Annotated in this window: 17 protein-coding genes; 6 read left to right on the top strand and 11 right to left on the bottom strand. The window is 66.9% G+C overall.

Annotated elements, in window-relative coordinates; genetic code table 11:
* Genes ASF04_RS23925 through ASF04_RS23940 form a run of 4 tightly spaced genes read right to left on the bottom strand, consistent with a single transcriptional unit; the run spans window position 1 to window position 4269 of the window.
* Window positions 1–888, bottom strand: coding sequence for a carbohydrate ABC transporter permease (locus tag ASF04_RS23925; protein ID WP_164474787.1), 888 nt, complete (start codon window positions 886–888; stop codon window positions 1–3).
* Window positions 885–1964, bottom strand: a complete 1080-nt coding sequence (locus ASF04_RS23930; protein ID WP_056147379.1) for a carbohydrate ABC transporter permease — start codon at window positions 1962–1964, stop codon at window positions 885–887. Before ASF04_RS23930 ends, ASF04_RS23925 begins: the two co-directional genes overlap by 4 nt.
* Window positions 1961–3247, bottom strand: coding sequence for an extracellular solute-binding protein (locus tag ASF04_RS23935; protein ID WP_056147382.1), 1287 nt, complete (start codon window positions 3245–3247; stop codon window positions 1961–1963). The genes ASF04_RS23930 and ASF04_RS23935 overlap by 4 nt, the downstream gene beginning before the upstream one ends.
* A complete protein-coding gene (locus ASF04_RS23940) occupies window positions 3244–4269 on the bottom strand; it encodes a LacI family DNA-binding transcriptional regulator (protein WP_056147385.1) in 1026 nt (341 codons plus the stop codon). Before ASF04_RS23940 ends, ASF04_RS23935 begins: the two co-directional genes overlap by 4 nt.
* A gap of 292 nt (window positions 4270–4561) precedes the next feature.
* On the opposite strand from ASF04_RS23940, the gene ASF04_RS23945 reads away from it, so the two are divergent.
* Complete coding sequence (locus tag ASF04_RS23945; RefSeq protein WP_229205182.1) at window positions 4562–5605, top strand: alpha/beta hydrolase; 1044 nt, start codon at window positions 4562–4564, stop codon at window positions 5603–5605.
* Window positions 5606–5674: 69 nt separating this feature from the next.
* Here ASF04_RS23945 and ASF04_RS23950 read toward each other — a convergent pair whose 3' ends face one another.
* From ASF04_RS23950 to ASF04_RS23970, 5 genes are read right to left on the bottom strand one after another with little or no spacing between them, the layout of a single operon-like run.
* A complete protein-coding gene (locus ASF04_RS23950) occupies window positions 5675–6016 on the bottom strand; it encodes a hypothetical protein (protein WP_156368752.1) in 342 nt (113 codons plus the stop codon).
* Between the two features lie 18 nt (window positions 6017–6034).
* Window positions 6035–7336 carry a TolC family protein gene (locus ASF04_RS23955; RefSeq protein WP_056147392.1) on the bottom strand — a complete coding sequence of 434 codons (1302 nt, stop codon included), beginning with the start codon at window positions 7334–7336 and terminating at the stop codon, window positions 6035–6037.
* Complete coding sequence (locus ASF04_RS23960; RefSeq protein WP_056147395.1) at window positions 7333–7650, bottom strand: DUF3240 family protein; 318 nt, start codon at window positions 7648–7650, stop codon at window positions 7333–7335. Before ASF04_RS23960 ends, ASF04_RS23955 begins: the two co-directional genes overlap by 4 nt.
* Window positions 7647–10718, bottom strand: a complete 3072-nt coding sequence (locus ASF04_RS23965; RefSeq protein ID WP_056147397.1) for an efflux RND transporter permease subunit — start codon at window positions 10716–10718, stop codon at window positions 7647–7649. Before ASF04_RS23965 ends, ASF04_RS23960 begins: the two co-directional genes overlap by 4 nt.
* A complete protein-coding gene (locus tag ASF04_RS23970) occupies window positions 10718–11848 on the bottom strand; it encodes an efflux RND transporter periplasmic adaptor subunit (RefSeq protein WP_056147400.1) in 1131 nt (376 codons plus the stop codon). The genes ASF04_RS23965 and ASF04_RS23970 overlap by 1 nt, the downstream gene beginning before the upstream one ends.
* 138 nt (window positions 11849–11986) lie before the next feature.
* Between ASF04_RS23970 and ASF04_RS23975 the strand changes: the two genes are divergently transcribed.
* The 4 genes from ASF04_RS23975 to ASF04_RS23990 all read left to right on the top strand — a co-directional run bounded on the left by ASF04_RS23975 (window position 11987) and on the right by ASF04_RS23990 (window position 15678).
* A complete protein-coding gene (locus tag ASF04_RS23975; RefSeq protein WP_019924294.1) occupies window positions 11987–12655 on the top strand; it encodes a response regulator transcription factor in 669 nt (222 codons plus the stop codon).
* Window positions 12652–14013 carry a sensor histidine kinase gene (locus ASF04_RS23980; protein WP_056147402.1) on the top strand — a complete coding sequence of 454 codons (1362 nt, stop codon included), beginning with the start codon at window positions 12652–12654 and terminating at the stop codon, window positions 14011–14013. Before ASF04_RS23975 ends, ASF04_RS23980 begins: the two co-directional genes overlap by 4 nt.
* Before the next feature lie 126 nt (window positions 14014–14139).
* Complete coding sequence (locus ASF04_RS23985) at window positions 14140–14490, top strand: Rieske 2Fe-2S domain-containing protein (protein WP_056147403.1); 351 nt, start codon at window positions 14140–14142, stop codon at window positions 14488–14490.
* A gap of 48 nt (window positions 14491–14538) precedes the next feature.
* Complete coding sequence (locus ASF04_RS23990; RefSeq protein ID WP_056147405.1) at window positions 14539–15678, top strand: FAD-dependent oxidoreductase; 1140 nt, start codon at window positions 14539–14541, stop codon at window positions 15676–15678.
* A 15-nt stretch (window positions 15679–15693) separates the two neighbouring features.
* Here the strand turns inward: ASF04_RS23990 and ASF04_RS23995 are convergent, their stop codons facing one another.
* The gene (locus tag ASF04_RS23995) at window positions 15694–16230 is read right to left on the bottom strand and encodes a cytochrome b (RefSeq protein ID WP_056147409.1); all 537 of its coding nucleotides are present in this window, start codon (window positions 16228–16230) and stop codon (window positions 15694–15696) included.
* Window positions 16227–17309 carry a catalase family peroxidase gene (locus ASF04_RS24000; RefSeq protein ID WP_056147411.1) on the bottom strand — a complete coding sequence of 361 codons (1083 nt, stop codon included), beginning with the start codon at window positions 17307–17309 and terminating at the stop codon, window positions 16227–16229. The genes ASF04_RS23995 and ASF04_RS24000 overlap by 4 nt, the downstream gene beginning before the upstream one ends.
* A gap of 181 nt (window positions 17310–17490) precedes the next feature.
* Here ASF04_RS24000 and ASF04_RS24005 point away from each other — a divergent pair, with 181 nt between their 5' ends.
* Entirely contained in the window at window positions 17491–17787 is a 297-nt protein-coding gene (locus ASF04_RS24005; protein ID WP_056147414.1) for a TetR/AcrR family transcriptional regulator C-terminal domain-containing protein, read from the top strand.

Here is a 17787-nt window from a genome sequence, read left to right on the forward strand (position 1 = left end):
TTAGCCCTTGACCCCGGCGCCCGCCACCGACGCGACAAACTGCCGCTGGAAAGCCAGGAACACCGCGAGCACGGGCAAAGTAATCACCGACGCGTAGGCCATGATCTGCCCCCACGAGTTGGTGCGTCCAAAAAACTGCTGTATGCCGGGCTGCACCGGGCGGAATGCTTCGCCCTGGATCACCATGATCGGCCACAGGTACTGGTTCCACGCCGAGATGAACAGCACGATGGCGGCGGTGGCAATCACCGGGCCGCTGTTGGGCATGATGATGCGGGCATACACGGTCCACGGTCCGGCGCCGTCCATCTTGGCCGCTTCGTCGAGCTCGGGCGGAATGTCACGGAAAAACTGGTAGAACAGGAACACGCAAAAAGCGTTGGCCAGGAACGGAATCACCTGCACGTGCAAGCTGTTGAACCACCCCGTGTGCAGCACCAGCTGGCCGTGCTCGATGGCCGGCCACGGCAGGCGCGCGACCAGCGACAGCAGCGGGATGGCGATCACCTCGAACGGTACGATCACCATGGCCACCACCAGCGCCAGCACCAGGTTGCGGCCGCGCCAGCGCATGCGGGCAATCGAAAACGCCAGCATGCTGTTGACCAGCACACCACCGACGACAACCAGCGCCGCGATCAGCGTGGAGTTGAGCAGGAACGACGGCAAATCGCTTTTCTCGAAAACGGCCGTGTAGTTGGCCAGCGACCAGTCGGCGGACGGCAGGTAGGCCGACCAGCGATCGAGATTGGCAAAGATCGCGCTATCGCTCTTGAACGACGAAATAAACATGAACAGCAGCGGCGCGATGAAGACGATGCCGATGGCGCTCATGGCCAGGAACAGCGCGACGTCGCGCAGGCGGCTGCGCCAGGTGGTGGTCATCATTTTTCTCCTTTGGCGGCCAGGGTGCGCTGCATCCACGACAGCACCAGCACGATCGCAAAAAACACCAGGGTGATGGTCGAACCGTAACCGACATCCTGTTCCTTGAAGCCGCTGCGCACGGCGTGGTACACCACGGTGGTGGTCGAGTCGAGCGGACCGCCCGAGGTCATCACATCCACCTGGGTGAACAGCCCGAACGCCAGCAAGGTCGTCGAGACCGCCACGAATACGATGGTGTTGCGCAGGCCCGGCAAGGTGACGTGGACGAAGCGCTGCCAGGAATTGGCGCCCATCAGCTTGGCGGCTTCGTACAGCTCCGGCGAAATCGACTGCAAGCCCGCCAGGAACACCAGCATCTGGAACCCGGCGCCCTGCCAGGCCGACATCAGGGCAATCGCCGGCAGCGCGTAGCGGCTGTCGCCGAGCCAGTCGGGGCCGGCGTCGGGATTACCCAGCAGGCCGCGCAGCAATTCGTTGAGCATGCCGCGATCGGTGTTGAGCATGAACGCCCACACGATCGACGCCACCACCATTGACGTCACCACCGGGGCGAAATAGACGGTACGGAAAAACACCCGGCCGCGTATCTTCTGGTTGACCAGGATCGCCAGCCCCAGCGCCACGCCGCACTGCAACGGCAGCACCAGCAGCGCAAACAGGAAGGTATTGATCAGCGAACGGTAGAACAGCGGATCGTTGGCAGCGAGCAGCACGCGGGCATGGCCCAGCATGGCCGGCAGGTCGAGACGAAACGCTTCGCGATACGTTGCCAGTTCGGGATGCATCTGACGCACCTGGCGCCAGGTGGGGTAGCGCACGCCGTCGTCGTCGGTGCGTACCTGCCCATCGGCGCCGCGCAGCGGCTCGACCACCGCAACGTCGAGCGCGAGCAGGCGCTGGAAATTGGCCAGCCCCACGTAGCGGGTAGGCTCCGGCGACATCAGGCGGTGGTTGGTGAACGTGGCGCCGGCCGCCAGCAGCAGCGGCAGCGCGACGAACACGATGAACAGCAGTACCGCGGGCATTGCGAACAGCGCCACTGCCAGCGGATGGTCCTGGCCCAGTTTGATTTTCATGTTCCGTCTCCTGCCTTGCGCACGGTGAAGCCGTAGCCGTTGTTACGGGCGATGTTGTTGTCGATTGCTTCCACCGCCTCGTCCAGCGCCTCGGCCGCGTCCTTGCCGCTGCGGATGTCGGCCATGGCTTTTTCGAACGATGACGACATGGCCGGGTACGCCGGCGTTGCCGGGCGCGCTACCGCGTAGCGCTGGGCAAACTCGAAATACACGCGCCAGTCGCCACCCGGCTTGTAGTGATCGGTGAGCATGGCGCCGGCGGTGGTGACCGGCACCAGCCCGGTCATGCGCGAGGCGGCGCCGATTTCCGCCGGCGACACCAGGTGGGCGAGAAACGCCGCCGCACCGTCGGGCTGGCGGCAGCTGCGGGTAATGCCCCACTGCCACGATGCAGCGCCGATTTTCGGACCGTTGCCGAAATCGGGCGGCGGCATGGCCACCAGGTCGGCGCCGAACTGCTCGCTGTACTCGCGCGCCTTCCAGGAGCCGGTGTAGTGGAACAGCACCCGGCCCTGCTCGAATGCGCGGTCGTCGGCCGGATGGCGCTCCACCAGCTTTTCCTTGAACAGGCGGCCGTAGTAGCGGCCCACCGCCACGGCCTGGTCGCTATTGAGCACGCCATCGACGCGGACGTAGCCGCTGCGGTCGATCAGGTCGGTGCCGGCGCTTTGCAGCCACGGCGAAAATGCATAGCTGTACCACTCGCCCTTGAAGCGGCCGTTGACGTCGAGCGGAAACCGGTACCTGCCGCTGCGTTTGGCCTGCGCCAGGATGTCGTGGAATTCCGCCGCCGTGTACGGATGCTCGATGGAGGCCACGCGCACGCCCAGTGCGGCCAGCTGCGAGCGCCGGGCAAACAGCGCCAGCGCCACGTCGAGCTGGCCCACGCTGTATATGTGTCCCTTGTACGTGCCGCGTCCACCTTCGAGCAGGCCGCTCAAGGCGGTTGCGGGCAGCAGCGTGTCGAGCGGGCGGATGTGGCCCGCCCAGGCGAAATTGGGCACCGTGGGCTGGTCCAGCGCGATCACGCACGGCAGCTGGCCCACCATCGAGGCGGCGGTAATCGACTCGGTATAGGAGCCTTGCGGTATCGCTTCGACCACCACGCGCCAGCGCGATTGCGCCTGGTTGAAGCGGTCCACCGCCGCGCGGCCGGCAGCCATTTCCAGGTCGCCGGTATCGTGGCGCCATACCTTGATGTCCACCGGCGCGGCCAGTGCCGGCGCTGCCGCCATTGCTGTTGCTGCTGCCAGCGCGGCGAGCGTCAGGCGCACGCGGCTCATGCCTTGCTCCGGGTGGCCGGCGCGCCAACCGTGCCGCGCATGACCGGCGCGCACGGCACCTTGATGGTGCGCACCGCGTCGGCGTCGGGCGCCAGCACGTAGCGCCCGGAGATCTCGCCGATCTCGCGGTATGGCAGTGCGACGGTGGTGAGCCCCGGATCGAGCGCCTCGGAAATCAGGCGAAAATCGTCGAAACCGACGATCGAGACATCGGCCGGCACGCGCAAGCCGCGCCGTTGCAGGATGAAGATCACGCGCATGGCCATCTTGTCGTTACCGCACAGGATGGCGGTGGGCCGGTCGGCGCTGGCAAACAGGCGGTCCACCGCGCCGGACAGGTGGGCGAACTCGTTGGCGTCGTCCGCTTCGGCGCCATGGATCAGCCAGGCGGGATCGGGCGCGACGCCATGTTCGCGCATGGCGCGGTGGAAGCCCCGCTGGCGCAGGTCGGTTGCCACCATGCCTGAAATCAGCTGCAGGAAGGCGATCTTGCGGTGCCCCGCCTGCAGCACCATTTGCGCAGCGGCGTATCCGCCCCCTTCATCGTCGGGCACGACCTGCATGTGGTGCTGCGCGGCTTCGAAGCAGTTGGCCAGGGCCGTGGGGGTGCCGCCCAGCGCGGCCGACAGCGTGACCTGGCGGTGGAATGGCGTGGCGAACAGGATCGCCTCCACGCGGCGCTCGCGCATGTCGGCCACCAGGCGCCGGGCCACGTCGGGATGGCCGCCGGTCTCGCCGATGAGCATGACTTTGCCCAGTTGCTCGCATACCTGCTGGATGCCCTTGATGATCTCGGTGGAATCCGGCGTGGTGGTCAGCTTCTCGGCAATCACGGCCACCAGCCCGGTCGGCCGCCCGCGCAGCATGCGCGCGGCGGCGGACGGCGAAAACTCGAGCGCCTGCATGGCCTGCTCGATGCGGGTGCGGGTTTTGAGCGATACCTCGGTACCGCCGTTGAGCACCCGCGACACGGTTTTGATGGATACGCCCGCTTTTTCAGCGACATCATGAATCGTCGACACACCGTCTCCTCTGCTGCTGTTTTTGGAATCGACTCGGCTGCAACCTGAAAATGTCCAACGTTGTCATTTTTAGCGATGATAAGCAGCCGTGAGAAAAATGTCAACGCAAAAAACCATTGCGAATTTTGTCCCGACTACGTAGTTGGCCTGCGTTCGGTTTCAACTTTTTTGTGTTTTCGCTACGTGAATTGGTACGTACACGAACACACCGAACCAGGCAGCGCTGTTAATCTGGATCCGGAACTCTGATCGGCGCACCGTGCGCCGCTTGACAACTTACCGGGAATTTTCAATGACACGCACCTTCACTCTTTCCGCTGTAGCCTTGGGCGCCCTGCTCTGCACCAACGCCGCCTTTGCAGCGACCCCGGCCACTCCTCCAAAAGCGGACGCCAGCATGCAAAAAGTGCTCGACGCGCTAGCCGCACTTGGCGGCAAACCGATCGAAACCCTGACGCCGCAAGAAGCACGCAAGCAGCCGACGCCGGCCGATGCGGTCAAAAAAGTATTGACCGACATGGGCAAGAGTACCGCGCCGGAAGCGGGCGTCACCGTCAAGCAGATGACCGTCAAGGGCCCGGCCGGCGACTTCCCCGTGCATATCTACACGCCCGAAGGCAAAGGCCCGTTCCCGGTGATGGTGTACTACCACGGCGGCGGCTTCGTGATCGCCGATACCAAGGTGTACGACGCCTCGCCACGCGCGCTGGCCAAGATGGCCAAGGCCATCATCGTGTCGGCCGACTATCACCGCGCGCCGGAAAACAAGTTCCCGGCCGCACCTGGTGACGCCTATGCAGCCTACACCTGGACCCTGGAACACGCCATGGAATTCAACGGCGACCCGGCCCGCGTGGCAGTGGGTGGCGAAAGCGCGGGCGGCAACCTGGCCACCGTGGTCTCGATCATGGCGCGTGACAAGAAGGCGACGCTGCCGGTACACCAGTTGCTGGTGTACCCGGTGGTGGACAACGACATGACGCGTCCGTCCTACGTGACCAATGCCGCCGCCAAGCCGCTCAACAAGCCGATGATGGAATGGTTTTTCAAGCACTACGCCGCCGATCCGAAGAGCCCGATGGCGCTACCGCTCAAGAACGCCGACCTCAAAGGCCTGCCGTCGGCGACCGTCATTGCCGCTGAAATCGATCCGTTGCTCTCCGAAGGCAAGGCCTACGCCGACGCCCTGCAAAAGGCCGGCGTGCCCGTGACCTACAAGCTGTACAACGGTGTCACCCACGAGTTCTTCGGCATGGGCGCCGTCGTGCCGAAGGCCAAGGACGCCGAGCAATTCGCGGCCGATGCGCTGACCAAGGCATTCGCGGCGAAAAAGTAACAGCAATGCACCATCGGCGCCCGGGACGATCCCGGACGCCGTGCATGGCAACCACGGTGCCGTTTGTTATCAGCCAGCCGCCAGGCGTATGATGCGCGGCGCCTCATCACCCAGGCACTCCGCCGGCACAAACGCAACCTTGTCCCGCTCGGCCAGACGCATCCCGGCAGGCGCCAGTGCGATCGTGTGTTTGCGCAGCCGCATGGTGCCGTACTGTACCGCCACGAAGCGGGTGCCGGCCAGTTGGCCGGCATCGAGCGCCGCCAGGCAATCGGGCAGCTTTGCGGGACGCTCGCCCTCGGCATACACCTTGTCGATGTAGCCGTGCCGTTGGTCGGCGGGGCCGTACGTGGCGCAGCCACTCGAGGCCGCCACTATTGCTATCGCCACCATGCTGCGTAGTCTGTTCATATTCAGTTCCTTTCGATATCAGTCGATCGTCCACAGCGCGTGGGCATCGAGTTGCACGCGCGCGGCGGCGGCCAGTGCCGCGATCTGGGCGGTTTGCGCGGCCAGCGTGGTGTCCAGCGCCTGGCGGCGGCTCAGCAGCGCGTCGCTCAGGCTCGCTTCCCCGGCCTGCCAGGCGCGCTCCATCAACTGCGCCTGGCGGGCGCTTTGCTGGGCCACCTGGCGCAGGCTGGTCCAGGCCTGGTACGTGTGACGCTGCGCCGCTACCGCGCGCTGGGCATCGAGCTGCACCCGGGTTTTCACCTGGCTGACCCGCTCTTCCGCCATGCGCGCGCGAACGGCAGCGGCGTCGCCTTCGGCAGTGCGGGCAGCGCCGCCCAGCGGGATCGACAGGCTCACGCCCAGCGTGCGTTCCTGGCCGTCGCGTTCGCGCGTGCTGCGAATGCCCAGCACCGGATCGGGCATCCGTTCGCTGGCGGCGCGGCGCGCCTTCAATGCATGGAACTGCGCTTCCACCTCGGCCAGTTCCAGTTCGTGGTTGTCGTCGGTGATGCGGGCAATCCGGGTTGGCGTGTCGTCCTGGTCCCGTTGCGGTTCCGGCAGTCGGTCCAGTTGCGGCTGCGGTAGCTGCCGGTAGGTGGTCGATAACAGCGCCAGCGCTTGCGTGGCGTCGTGCCGGGCTTGCGCCAGCAGCACTTCGGACCGGGCCAGCTCGGTCCCGGTCTGCATCACTTCCAGTGCCGGACTGTCGCCAGATTTGACGCGCAGCTCGGCGGCCGCTTGCAGCTGCTGCACCAGCGCGTGCTGCTCGGCCAGGCGCTGCACGGTGGCGAGCGCACGCAGGGCGTCGTACCAGTCCTGCATCAGGGTGCGGCATGCTTCGTGCCAGGCGTCGGCGCGTTGGGCCTGCGCCAGCGTCACGCCTTTCTCGCCGATCTTGCGGTCCTGGTCCGCCTTGCCGAACCAGCGGATGCCGCGCTCCAGGCCCAGTTCCTGTTCCCTGTAACGCCGCTCGCCCTCCACGCGGCGCTGCGAGGCGCCCGCGCGCACGGTCCATTCGTGGGTACCGGCATTGAGCCTGGCCTGTTCGGCGGTGGCCAGCTCCTGCTCCATGGTCCCCAGCCGCAATGGCGGCAGGGACTCCAGCGTGCGGCGCACCGCCTGCTCCGGCGGCAGCGCGTACAGCAGGTCGCCGGCCAGCGGCAGGTTGGCGCCGGTGGCGTTGTGGGCGGGCAGCAGACCGGTAATGGCGACATTGGCAGCATCGGCTGCGCCGGCCACCAGCGCGCAGGCCAGCACCATCCCGGTCAAGACGGTTCTCATGCCAGCCTCCCGCTGGCCAGCAAGGGACTCATCCAGTAATCGACATCGGGCGCCGGCATCTCGGCGGCCAGCGCCTCGATCAGCAGTTGCAGTTCGGCATACACGCCGGCAATCAGCACCAGCTTGCGCGCGCTGCGGCCCTGCACCAGCTCCATTGCCGATTGCAGCCGCGCGCCCTGCCCCATGCCCTGCGCGGCAATGATGGAAAAACCACCTGCCCACTTCGGATGCAGCAGCAAAAAATCGAGGATGTCTTCTTCCAGGCTGACGGGAATGACCAGCGTCAGCAGGGTATCGTTGGTTAAAATCTTCATTCGGTTTCCAATCGGGCAGGCATGCCGAAACGGCGGAACAGCAACGGCAACAGGATCAGCGTCAGCAAGGTAGCGCTGAGCAGGCCGCCGATGACGACGATGGCCAGCGGCTTCTGGATTTCCGAGCCGGGACCGGTAGCGAGCAGCAGCGGCACCAGGCCCAGGCCGGTGATACAGGCGGTCATCATCACCGGGCGCAGGCGCCGCAGCGCGCCCTGGGTGACCACCTGCGCCAGCGGCACGCCGCGCGCCACCATCTGGTTGAAGCACGTGATCATCACCAGGCCATTGAGGACGGCAATGCCCATCAGCGCGATGAAACCCACCGAGGCCGGCACCGACAGGTATTCGCCGGTCACCGCCAGCGCCACCACGCCGCCGATCAGCGCGAACGGAATGTTCACGAACACCAGCACCGCCTGCCGCACGCTGCCCAGGGTAGAGAACAGCAGCAGGAAAATCAGCGCCAGCGCCGCCGGCACCACCACTGCCAGCCGTGCAGCAGCCCGTTGCTGGTTCTCGAACTGGCCGCCCCACGACAGGCGGTAACCGGCCGGCAGCTTGACCTGCTGCGCCACCGCAGCCTTGGCTTCCTCGACAAAGCCGACCAGGTCGCGGCCCCGCACGTTGGCGCGCACCACGGCCAGCCGGCTGCCGTTCTCGCGTTCCACCTTGACCGGCCCATCGACCGCGCGCAGCGCGGCGATCTGGCTCAATGGTACCGAGTGGCCATCGGCCAGCGGGATGCGCATCTGGCGGAACAGCTCGGGCGACATGCGCAGGTCGTCGCCACCGCGCAGCAGCAGCGGCAGGCGCTGGGCGCCGTCGATGACGATGCCGGCCGTGCGGCCCTCGATCATGGTGCGCAGGTCGTTTTGCACCTGCTCGGCCGTGAGGTTGAGGCGGCCGGCAGCCACGCGGTCGATATCGACCAGCATGTACTGCACGCCTTCGTTCTTCACGGTGAGTACGTCTTCGCTGCCGCGCAGCGCCTGCACCACGCCGACAATTTTTTCGGCCAGCTCGCCCAGCTGGTGCGTGTCCGGACCGAAGATCTTGATGGCCAGGTCGCCGCGTACGCCGGACAGCATTTCCGATGTGCGCATCTCGATCGGCTGGGTAAAACTGAAATTAATGCCCGGGAAATCGGCGGTGGCCTGGCGCAGGGCGTCGATCAGGTCTTCCTTGTCGGGGCTGCGCCATTCATCGCGCGGCTTGAGGACCAGGAAGGAATCGGTTTCGTTGGGGCCCATCGGGTCGAGGCCCAGTTCATCGGTACCGAGGCGGGCGACGATGCGCGTCACTTCCGGCACCTGCTGCAGGATGCGGCGCTGGATCGCCAGGTCCTGGTCGGTCGATTCGGCCAGGCCGATCGACGGCAGCTTCTCCGATTGCATGATCAGGTCGCCCTCTTCCAGTACCGGCATGAACGATTTGCCGACCACCATGAACAGGCCCACGGCCACCACCAGCGCCACGCCGGCCGCCGTCATCACCAGTCGCTCGCGTCCCAGTGCGCGCGTGAGCACCGCCTGGTACACGCCTTCCATCCACACCAAGATACGCGGCGCCGGGCCGTGATGGGCCTTGAGCAGCAAGGAGGACAGCACGGGAATCACGGTCAGCGACAGCAGCAGCGAGGCGCCCAGCGCGAAGATGATGGTCATGGCCACCGGCGCGAACATCTTGCCTTCCAGTCCCTGCAACGTCAGCAGCGGAATGAACACCACCATGATCACCACCATGCCGGCCGTGACCGGCACGGCCACCTCGCGCACCGCGCGGTAGATCACGTGCAGCCACGACATGCCCGGCTGCGCCTTGCTGCTGTGTGCTTCGATGTTTTCCACCACCACCACCGCCGCATCGACCAGCATGCCGATGGCAATCGCCAGGCCGCCCAGCGACATCAGGTTGGCACTGAGGCCAAACTGCCGCATCAGCAGGAAGGTGCCAAGCGCCGACAGCGGCAAGATGCACGCCACCACCACCGCCGCCCGCACATTGCCGAGGAAGATGTACAGCAGCACCACGACCAGCACGGTCGCTTCGAGCAGCGCCTTGCCGACGGTGCCGACCGCGCGCTCCACCAGGTGGCCGCGATCATAGAAGGTGTTGATGGTGGTGCCGGCGGGGAGCGTTTTGCCGATGTCGGCCAGCCGCGCACGCACCTGGTCCACCACGTCGAGCGCATTGGCGCCGCGCATGGCCAGCACCAGGCCCTGCACCGCCTCGCCGGTACCGTTTTGCGTGACCGTGCCGTAGCGCGTGAGCGCGCCGATGCGCACCTGCGCCACCTGGCCCACCGTCACGGCCACGCCATCGCGGCTTATGATGGCGATCGCCGCCACGTCGGCCAGGTTGCGCACGCTGGAGTCGCTGCGGATCAGGAACGATTCCTCACCGCTGTTCAGGCGGCCGGCGCCATCGCTGCGGTTGTTCGCCTGCAGCGCCTGTTCCAGCTGGTCGAGCGACACCTTGCGCGCCGCCAGCGCGGCCAGGTCGGGAATCACCTCGAAGCTGCGTACTTCGCCGCCCAGCGAATTGACATCGGCCACGCCGGGAATATTGCGCAGCTGCGGGCGGATGGTCCACTCGAGCAGCGTGCGCTTTTCCATCAGCGACAGCGGACCGTCGATGGTGAACATGAACACGTCGCCCAGCGGCGTGGTGATCGGCGCCAGGCCGCCGCTGGCCGATGCCGGCAAGTCCTGCAGCACCGCCGCCAGCCGCTCGGTGGCCTGCTGGCGCGCCCAGTACATATCGGTGCCATCGTCGAAATTGAGCGTGATGTCGGCAATCGCGTACTTCGATTGCGAACGCAGCACCGCCTGGTGCGGTATGCCCAGCAGTTCCTGTTCGATCGGCGCGACGATGCGGGTTTCCACTTCCTCCGGCGTCATGCCCGGCGCCTTCATGATGATTTTGACCTGGGTGCTGGAGACGTCGGGGAAGGCGTCGATCGACAGCTCACCGACCGCCCTGGCGCCGGCCAGCACCATCAATATCGCCAGCACCAGGACCAGCAGCCGCTGCGCCAGCGACAGTGCAATCAGACGGCCCAGCATTATGGCTGTCCCTTGGCGGCAGGTGCCACCGGCGCCTCGGCTGCGGATTCACCGAGACCGCTCCACGCGCCCTTGATGGCGGCCACGCCGCGCATCGCCACCGGCGCGCCATCGTTGAGGGCGCCACGCACCCAGACCAGCTCACCGGCAGCGGCGCCCGGTTGCACCGGCACCGCCTCGAAGCCCTGCGCGTTGCGCACGAAGACGTAGCTGGACGCGCCGCGCCGCGCCAGCGCGGCGGTCGGCACCGCCAGCGCGCCGGTCTGCGTGCGCGCACGCGCCAGGCGCGCCTCGACAAACGCGTTGAGCTTGAGGCAGTTGTTGCGCTCTTGCTGCGCCGCGCGCACCAGCGCGGTCTGGTTGACGCCATTGACCAGCGGAGAAATCGCGCTGATGCGTACCTGGCACCCTTCAGCCACGGTCAACCGGTCGCCCACCGCCAGCGCCGCCAGTTGCTGGCGCGAGGCTTGCAGTTCGACCCAGAGCGGACCGTCGCGCACGATCTTCGCCACGCTGGCGCCGGGTTCGGCCTGCTGGCCGACCGCCAGCGGCATCTCGATTACCGTGCCGGCCGCCGGCGCGCGCACCGTCAGCAAGGGACTCAGGCGCTGGCTGGCCGGCAGCGCCGCCAGCGCCGCTGAGCTCATGCCGCCCGAACGCAGCGCCTGCGCGTGCTGGTGGACGGCCAGTTGCGCCAGTTGCGCGGCCGAGCGGCTTTCGTCGAGGCGCGCCCGGGCGATAATGCCGTCGGCATGCAGACTTTCGTCGCGGGCCAGCTTGTCGGCCGCCAGCCGTGCGCGCGCCGACAGCTCCACGTAATCGCGCTGGAGTTCCATCCAGGGCTGGCTGAACAGGGTCGCCAGCGGCGCGCCAGCCTTGACCGCCTGCAGCGTGGCGACGTGCACTTCCTGTACCATACCGCCCCAGGCCGTGCCGCTGACGATCATCGCGGTGGCCGATGGCACCACGGTGCCGGACAGCACCACGGCGTCGCCGTCCGTGCCGCCCGCTTCAGGCAGGCGGGCCAGCGCCGGCGTAGTCTGGATGCCGGCGCGCTGGATCTGCGCGGCGGTGATGGCCACCTGCTCCAGCCGGGCGGCCGGCACCACTGCGGTGGCAACGGCGGACATGAGTAATAATGCGTTGAACATGGTTGATTCGCGGTGGGGAGAATGCGGGCGATGGTGCTGAGCAGTTCTTAAGAGGTTCTTAACAACTGCCGCCCAGTATCCGCGCCACCCGATCACTGAAAAAAACAGGCTGACACGATGCGACTACTGCTGACCGAAGACGACCCGCAACTGGGCCGCGCCACCCAGATCGGACTGGAACAGAACGGCTACGCCGTCGACTGGGTGCTGAGCGCCGAACATGCACTGACGGCGGCGCGGCTGCACGACTATGGCTGCATCCTGCTCGACATCGGCCTGCCGGGCCAGGACGGCATGCAGGCCCTGCACCTGCTGCGCGACAGCGGCTATACGGGCGCGGTGCTGATGGTAACGGCGCGCGACCAGGTGCCGGACCGCATCGCCGGTCTCGACGCCGGCGCCGACGATTTCCTGGTCAAGCCGTTCGACCTCGACGAACTGGCCGCCCGCATCCGCAGCGCCTGCCGCCGCGCGGCCGGGCGCGTGCGCGAACAACTGGTACACGACGACCTGGTGATCGATGTCGCCGACCGGCTTGTGACCAAGGCAGGTCGGCAAGTGGCGCTGACGATCAAGGAGTTCCGCATCCTGCTGATGATGGTCGAACAGGCCGGCCGGGTGCTGAGCCGGGAGCAGCTCGAGAAAAACCTGTACAGCTGGGGCGACGAGGTGGAAAGCAACGCGGTGCAGGTCCACATCCACCACCTGCGCAAAAAACTGGGCCGTGACCTGATCCGCACCGTGCACGCCATCGGCTACTGCATCGACAAGCCGGCGGCGCCATGAGCGCAGCACCTGGCAAACCGTGGTCGCTCAAGCGCACCTTGCTGGCGTCGCTGCTGGGACTGACGCTGCTGCTGTGGGCCAGCAGCGCAGCCATCGTCTATGTAGAGGCGCAGCAGGAAAGCGACGAACTGTTCGACCAGTCGCTGGTGGAAACCGGCCATTTGCTGCTGTCGCTGGTGGAGAACGAGGTGCGCGAGCATGGCTTGTCGCAGCCGATCAGTCTGCCGATGAAGGGCCACGCCAACCCGCACCGCTACCTGCTGTTCCAGGTGCGCGACGTTAACGACCGGGTGCTGTACAAGAACGACGGCGCCCCCGATGCGGCGCTCTCTCCCGACGCGCCAGCCGGCCTGTCGTGGACCACGCTGCACGGCCAGCGCTGGCGCCTGTACACGCTGTGGGACGAAAGCCGCGAACTGGCGCTGGTGGTGGCCGAACCCACCAGCCACCGCGAGGACATCAGCAGCCGCTTCTTCTACAAGATCGTCATCTTCGGCACGCTGCTGGCATTGCTGGCGACGGCGGCGCTGTGGTGGAGCATCAGCCGCGTGGTGCGGGTGTTGCAGGATTCGGCGGACGAGGTGGCGGCGCGCACACCCAACGACCTGGCCGAGGTGAGCCTCGACGCCGCACCGAGCGAGGTGCATCCGCTGCTCTCGGCCATCAACCGCCTGTTCGGCCGCGTGCGGCAAACCATGGAACACGAACAGCGTTTTACTGCCGATGCGGCCCACGAACTGCGTACGCCGCTGGCCGCCATAAAGACCAATCTGCAGGTGCTGCAGCGCGCCCGCACCATCGAGGAACGCGAGGAGTTCATCGCCGCGCTGGGCGTGAGCGTGGACCGCGCCGCAAGGCTGATGGACCAGTTGCTGACACTGGAAAAGGTGGAAGGCGCGATCACCACACCGCAAGCCGGCGACCTGGCGCCGCTGCTGCGCGAGCACGCCGACCACTGGCGCCAGGTGTGCGCGCAGCAGGGACTGGCGCTGGAGTTGTCGATCGCGCCGGCGCCCTGTGCGCTGCACCCGGACAGCATGCACATGCTGATCCGTAACCTGGTCGATAACGCGCTGCGCTACACGCCCGCCCCCGGCCGCATCGCCATCAGCTGCGGCCAGCGCGATGGCAGCAGCTTCCTGTGCGTGGCCGATTCCGGGCCCGGCATTCCGGCGGAGATGCAGCAGCGCGTGTTCGAGCGCTTCTTCCGCCTGGCCGGCGCGTCGCTGCCGGGCAGCGGCCTGGGGTTATCGATCGTGGCCCGCATCGCCGATGGCCACCGCGCCAGCATCAAGATGAGCGGCGGGCTTGATGGGCGCGGGCTGGCGGTGACCATGGACATTCCAGCCGACGCCTGAAGCTCGGCAGCGCTCACGGTTCAGGTATCGACAATCCGGATACCAGCCATGCAGCCAATTGATTTTACACAGCGTGGCTTGGCCGGCACACTGCCCCCACCGTAAAACAATCAGCGAGACAAACCCATGGCCGCGCCGTTCCCGCTCCTGCTGTGCCGCCTGGACGAGCTGGCAGACGGCGCCGCGCGCGGTTTCGATCCTGCGGGCTGCGGCCAGGACAGCATCCTGGTGGTACGCCAGGGCGCGCACCTGCATGGCTACCGCGACCTGTGCCCGCACTACGGCGACACGCCGATGGCCTGGCGCCGGCATGCCTACCTGAACGCCGACGGCACCCACATCGTGTGCGCGGCGCACGGCGCGCTGTTCGACATCGACAGCGGCGCCTGCGTGCGCGGGCCATGCCTGGGCCAGGCGCTCACGCCGGTTGCACTCACGGTCGATGCCGGCGGCAACGTGCTGTTAACCAGCGACTAAAAACAAGCAGCTGAACACCACAATAATCATACTTCGACGGAGACAACCATGACATCACCAGCAAACAGGATCCTGATCATCGGCGGCGGCTTTTCCGGCATGGCCGCCGCCATCGAATTGCGCAAGCTCGGCGCCGACGTGCACGTGGTGGAAATCGATCCGGGCTGGCGCTCGTACGGCGCCGGCATCAGCCTGGGTGGCGCCACGCTGCGCGCGTTCAAAACGCTCGGCATTCTCGACCGGTTTCTCGAACAGGGTGCGGCGGCCGATGGCGTGGACCTGATGCTGCCGCACGGCCAGTACCTGGCCACCGTGCCCACGCCGCGCCTGGCCGGCGCCGACGTGCCCGGCGGCGGCGCCATCATGCGCCCGGTGCTGGCAACAATCCTGGCCGACGCCACCATCGCCAGCGGCGCCAGGGTGCGCCTGGGCTGCACTTTTACGAGCCTGCGCCAGCACGCCGATGGCGTGGAGGTGGAATTCACCGACGGCACGGCGGGCCAATACGACCTGGTGATCGGCGCCGATGGCCTGTACTCGCAAGTGCGCGAGGCGCTGCTGCCTGCAGCACCTGCACCGCGCTACAGCGGCCAGTGCGTGTGGCGCGCCGTGCTGCCGCGCCCGCCGGAAATCGAACGGGCCACGATGTGGGTGGGAGCGAAGATCAAGGCGGGGCTCAATCCCGTTTCGCGCGACCAGATGTACCTGTTCGTCACCGAAGACCGCGCCGACAATGTGCGGCTCGATCCGGCGCAGTTTCCCGCCATGCTGGCCAACCTGCTGGCGCCGTTCGCCGCGCCGCTGCTGCAGCAATGCCGCGCGCAGCTGCTGGAACCGGGCGCCGACGTCCAGATCGTCTATCGCCCGCTCGAGGCGCTGCTGGTGCCGCCGCCGTGGCACCGCGGTCGCGTGGTGCTGATCGGCGACACCGTGCACGCCACCACGCCACACATGGCGTCCGGCGCCTGCATCGGCATCGAGGACGCCATCGTGCTGGCCGACGAACTCGATCGCGCGGCTACCATCGAGGCGGCGTTGACCGGGTTCGAGGCGCGGCGCTGGGAACGCTGCCGCATGGTGGTGGAGAACTCCGGTCGCCTGGGCGAGATCGAGATCACCGGCGGCGACAAGGCCGAGCATGCACGGATCATGCACGACACCCACGTGGCCCTCGCGGCGCCCATCTGAGCAACATCGAACGACCTAATCCGGTTCCCCTTTGGCCATCTGCCCGAACACCTCGTCGCGCCGCACCCACGCGTGATACAGCGCCGCGCCCAGGTGGGCCAGGATGGTGGCGAACAGCACGTATGCCAGCACGCCGTGCAGGGGACGCAGCATGCCGTACACCTCTGGGCTATGCGGCAGGATGGCCGGCAGGTGCACGCCGCCGAACATCGGGATCGGGTAGCCGCCGGCCGACAGCATGGCCCACCCGATCAGCGGCATCGCCAGCATCAGTGCGTACAGCAGCCAGTGCGACGCGTGGGCGGCGAATTTCTGGATGGTCGGCAGGTCTGCGGGCAGCGCCGGCGTGGGCCGGGTCAGGCGATTGACCAGGCGCACGATGGCCAGCAGCAGGATGGCGATGCCAAGCGGACGATGCAGGTCCAGCAATGGCGCCCGGTATTGCAGCGAGACGACCATGCCGGCGCCAACGAACAGCATGGCCAGGATGGCCAGCGCCATGGACCAGTGCAGTACGCGGGCGAGCAGGTTGAAGTGGCGTGGGCGGTTCATCGGGCGCTCCCGTTCTGGTTGACCGGATAGGCGGACTTGCCTTCAGAAATTTCGCGTTCGCGGCGGTTGAACGATACCGAGTACGCGGCCGAGCGGGCGCGCAGCACCGGATCGTCGCTGCCGGCAATGCCGTTGGGCACAATCAGCGGGTCGAAATTGAGGTCGCGGCAAGGGCCGGTCGCTTGCGGTTCGGCGTGCTTGATGGCGAGCGTGCCGATGGTGGCTTCCTGCCGCGTGTCGGGCCAGGCCTTGGACGGGTCAGTGATCGGGTCGCCGGGCGCAGCGATTTGCACCACCAGGTCCCACAGCAGCGGGCTGGCGGCCAGGCGGCGGTCCAGGTCGGCGATCAGGAAATCGGGATCGGCTGCTTTCAGCTGTTCGGGCGTGAGCGCCACGAACGGCAGGCGCGGGCGCATCGACCAGCGCACCATGCGGTCCGTGCCTTGCGCATCGGTCAGGCGGAAGGCGTTGACGCCGTTGAAGCGGGTATTACCGAGGCTGTCGGACTTGGGCGCGGTCTTGGCCCAGGCCTGGAAGGCGGCGATCTCCGGGTTGGCGGCCAGCACGGCCTTCATTTTCTCGGGATCGGGCTTGCCGGTGGCGGGATCGGGCTTGCCGGCTTCGTTCATGGCCTGGAAGGCCTGCGGCGTGGATGCGGCAAAGAACGGAAAACTGTTCATGGCAATGCGCCATTCCTGGCCATCGTCGGTTTTCAGCTGCACAGCCATGCCGCGCACCGGCGACGCGCCATCGGGCGCATACGGGTTGTTGGACGACGCGGAGAAGCGGCCGATGACGTCGATCGAAGGCTGGGCAAACGCCCGGGCCTTCGACAGCTTGGCCGCGTCGGGCGCCGGCGTAAACGTGCCGGCAAAGCACACGCCCTTGCTGTGCGCGCGCCGGAAGCCGGACGCCTGTTTGCCGGAGGTCTCGGCAAAGTTCATCATTTTTTGCGGCGTCAGGTCGTGGTGGCCGAACCAGCCGCCCACCCACGCAAACAGCGCGGCAAGGGCGGCAACGATCAGGGCGATTGGTAACAGCAGCAGCGGCGAGCCGCGGCGCGAAGTGGGGTTGGGCATGTCAGGCTGGCTTTCGTAGGGTCGATGGCTGGCGACGGGTAATGGTCGGAATGACCGCGATCATAACCGGTCCGGACGACCTGTGCATTCCTGCAGCACGCTTCCCCGCCCCCCTTCCCGCTCGAATCGGTGCTGCGCCACTTTGCCGAGCGCATGATGAGCGTGCTGACCGACGACAGCAATGCGCTGGCCGTGTACCGCCTGGTCGTCGCCGAGTCCGGGCATTCCGACATGGGACGGCGGCCCGGCGCAGGCCAACAAGGCGCTGGCCGTGGTACTCGAAGCGGCCATGGACTGCGGCCAGTTGCGGCGCGCCGACCCCATGCTGGCGGCGCACCATTTCATGGCGCTGGCCACGGCCGAAGTGAACATGCGCCAGTTCCAGCGCAAGCCGCAGCCCGTGTCGCTGGAGCAAATCCAGGCAATGATGGACCGCGCCATCGACACGTTCTTCCACGGCTTCGGCACGCGGAACTGA

Source organism: Duganella sp. Leaf61, assembly GCF_001421905.1.
In the GTDB taxonomy this organism is placed as follows: domain Bacteria; phylum Pseudomonadota; class Gammaproteobacteria; order Burkholderiales; family Burkholderiaceae_D; genus Rugamonas; species Rugamonas zoogloeoides.

Bases quoted from the DNA above. Each gene is read 5' to 3' on its own strand.
- ASF04_RS23925 (WP_164474787.1), bottom strand. From the start codon at position 888: ATGATGACCACCACCTGGCGCAGCCGCCTGCGCGACGTCGCGCTGTTC.
- ASF04_RS23930 (WP_056147379.1), bottom strand. From the start codon at position 1,964: ATGAAAATCAAACTGGGCCAGGACCATCCGCTGGCAGTGGCGCTGTTC.
- ASF04_RS23935 (WP_056147382.1), bottom strand. From the start codon at position 3,247: ATGAGCCGCGTGCGCCTGACGCTCGCCGCGCTGGCAGCAGCAACAGCA.
- ASF04_RS23945 (WP_229205182.1), top strand. From the start codon at position 4,562: ATGACACGCACCTTCACTCTTTCCGCTGTAGCCTTGGGCGCCCTGCTC.
- ASF04_RS23950 (WP_156368752.1), bottom strand. From the start codon at position 6,016: ATGAACAGACTACGCAGCATGGTGGCGATAGCAATAGTGGCGGCCTCG.
- ASF04_RS23955 (WP_056147392.1), bottom strand. From the start codon at position 7,336: ATGAGAACCGTCTTGACCGGGATGGTGCTGGCCTGCGCGCTGGTGGCC.
- ASF04_RS23960 (WP_056147395.1), bottom strand. From the start codon at position 7,650: ATGAAGATTTTAACCAACGATACCCTGCTGACGCTGGTCATTCCCGTC.
- ASF04_RS23965 (WP_056147397.1), bottom strand. From the start codon at position 10,718: ATGCTGGGCCGTCTGATTGCACTGTCGCTGGCGCAGCGGCTGCTGGTC.
- ASF04_RS23970 (WP_056147400.1), bottom strand. From the start codon at position 11,848: ATGTCCGCCGTTGCCACCGCAGTGGTGCCGGCCGCCCGGCTGGAGCAG.
- ASF04_RS23975 (WP_019924294.1), top strand. From the start codon at position 11,987: ATGCGACTACTGCTGACCGAAGACGACCCGCAACTGGGCCGCGCCACC.
- ASF04_RS23980 (WP_056147402.1), top strand. From the start codon at position 12,652: ATGAGCGCAGCACCTGGCAAACCGTGGTCGCTCAAGCGCACCTTGCTG.
- ASF04_RS23985 (WP_056147403.1), top strand. From the start codon at position 14,140: ATGGCCGCGCCGTTCCCGCTCCTGCTGTGCCGCCTGGACGAGCTGGCA.
- ASF04_RS23990 (WP_056147405.1), top strand. From the start codon at position 14,539: ATGACATCACCAGCAAACAGGATCCTGATCATCGGCGGCGGCTTTTCC.
- ASF04_RS23995 (WP_056147409.1), bottom strand. From the start codon at position 16,230: ATGAACCGCCCACGCCACTTCAACCTGCTCGCCCGCGTACTGCACTGG.
- ASF04_RS24000 (WP_056147411.1), bottom strand. From the start codon at position 17,309: ATGCCCAACCCCACTTCGCGCCGCGGCTCGCCGCTGCTGCTGTTACCA.
- ASF04_RS24005 (WP_056147414.1), top strand. From the start codon at position 17,491: ATGCGCTGGCCGTGTACCGCCTGGTCGTCGCCGAGTCCGGGCATTCCG.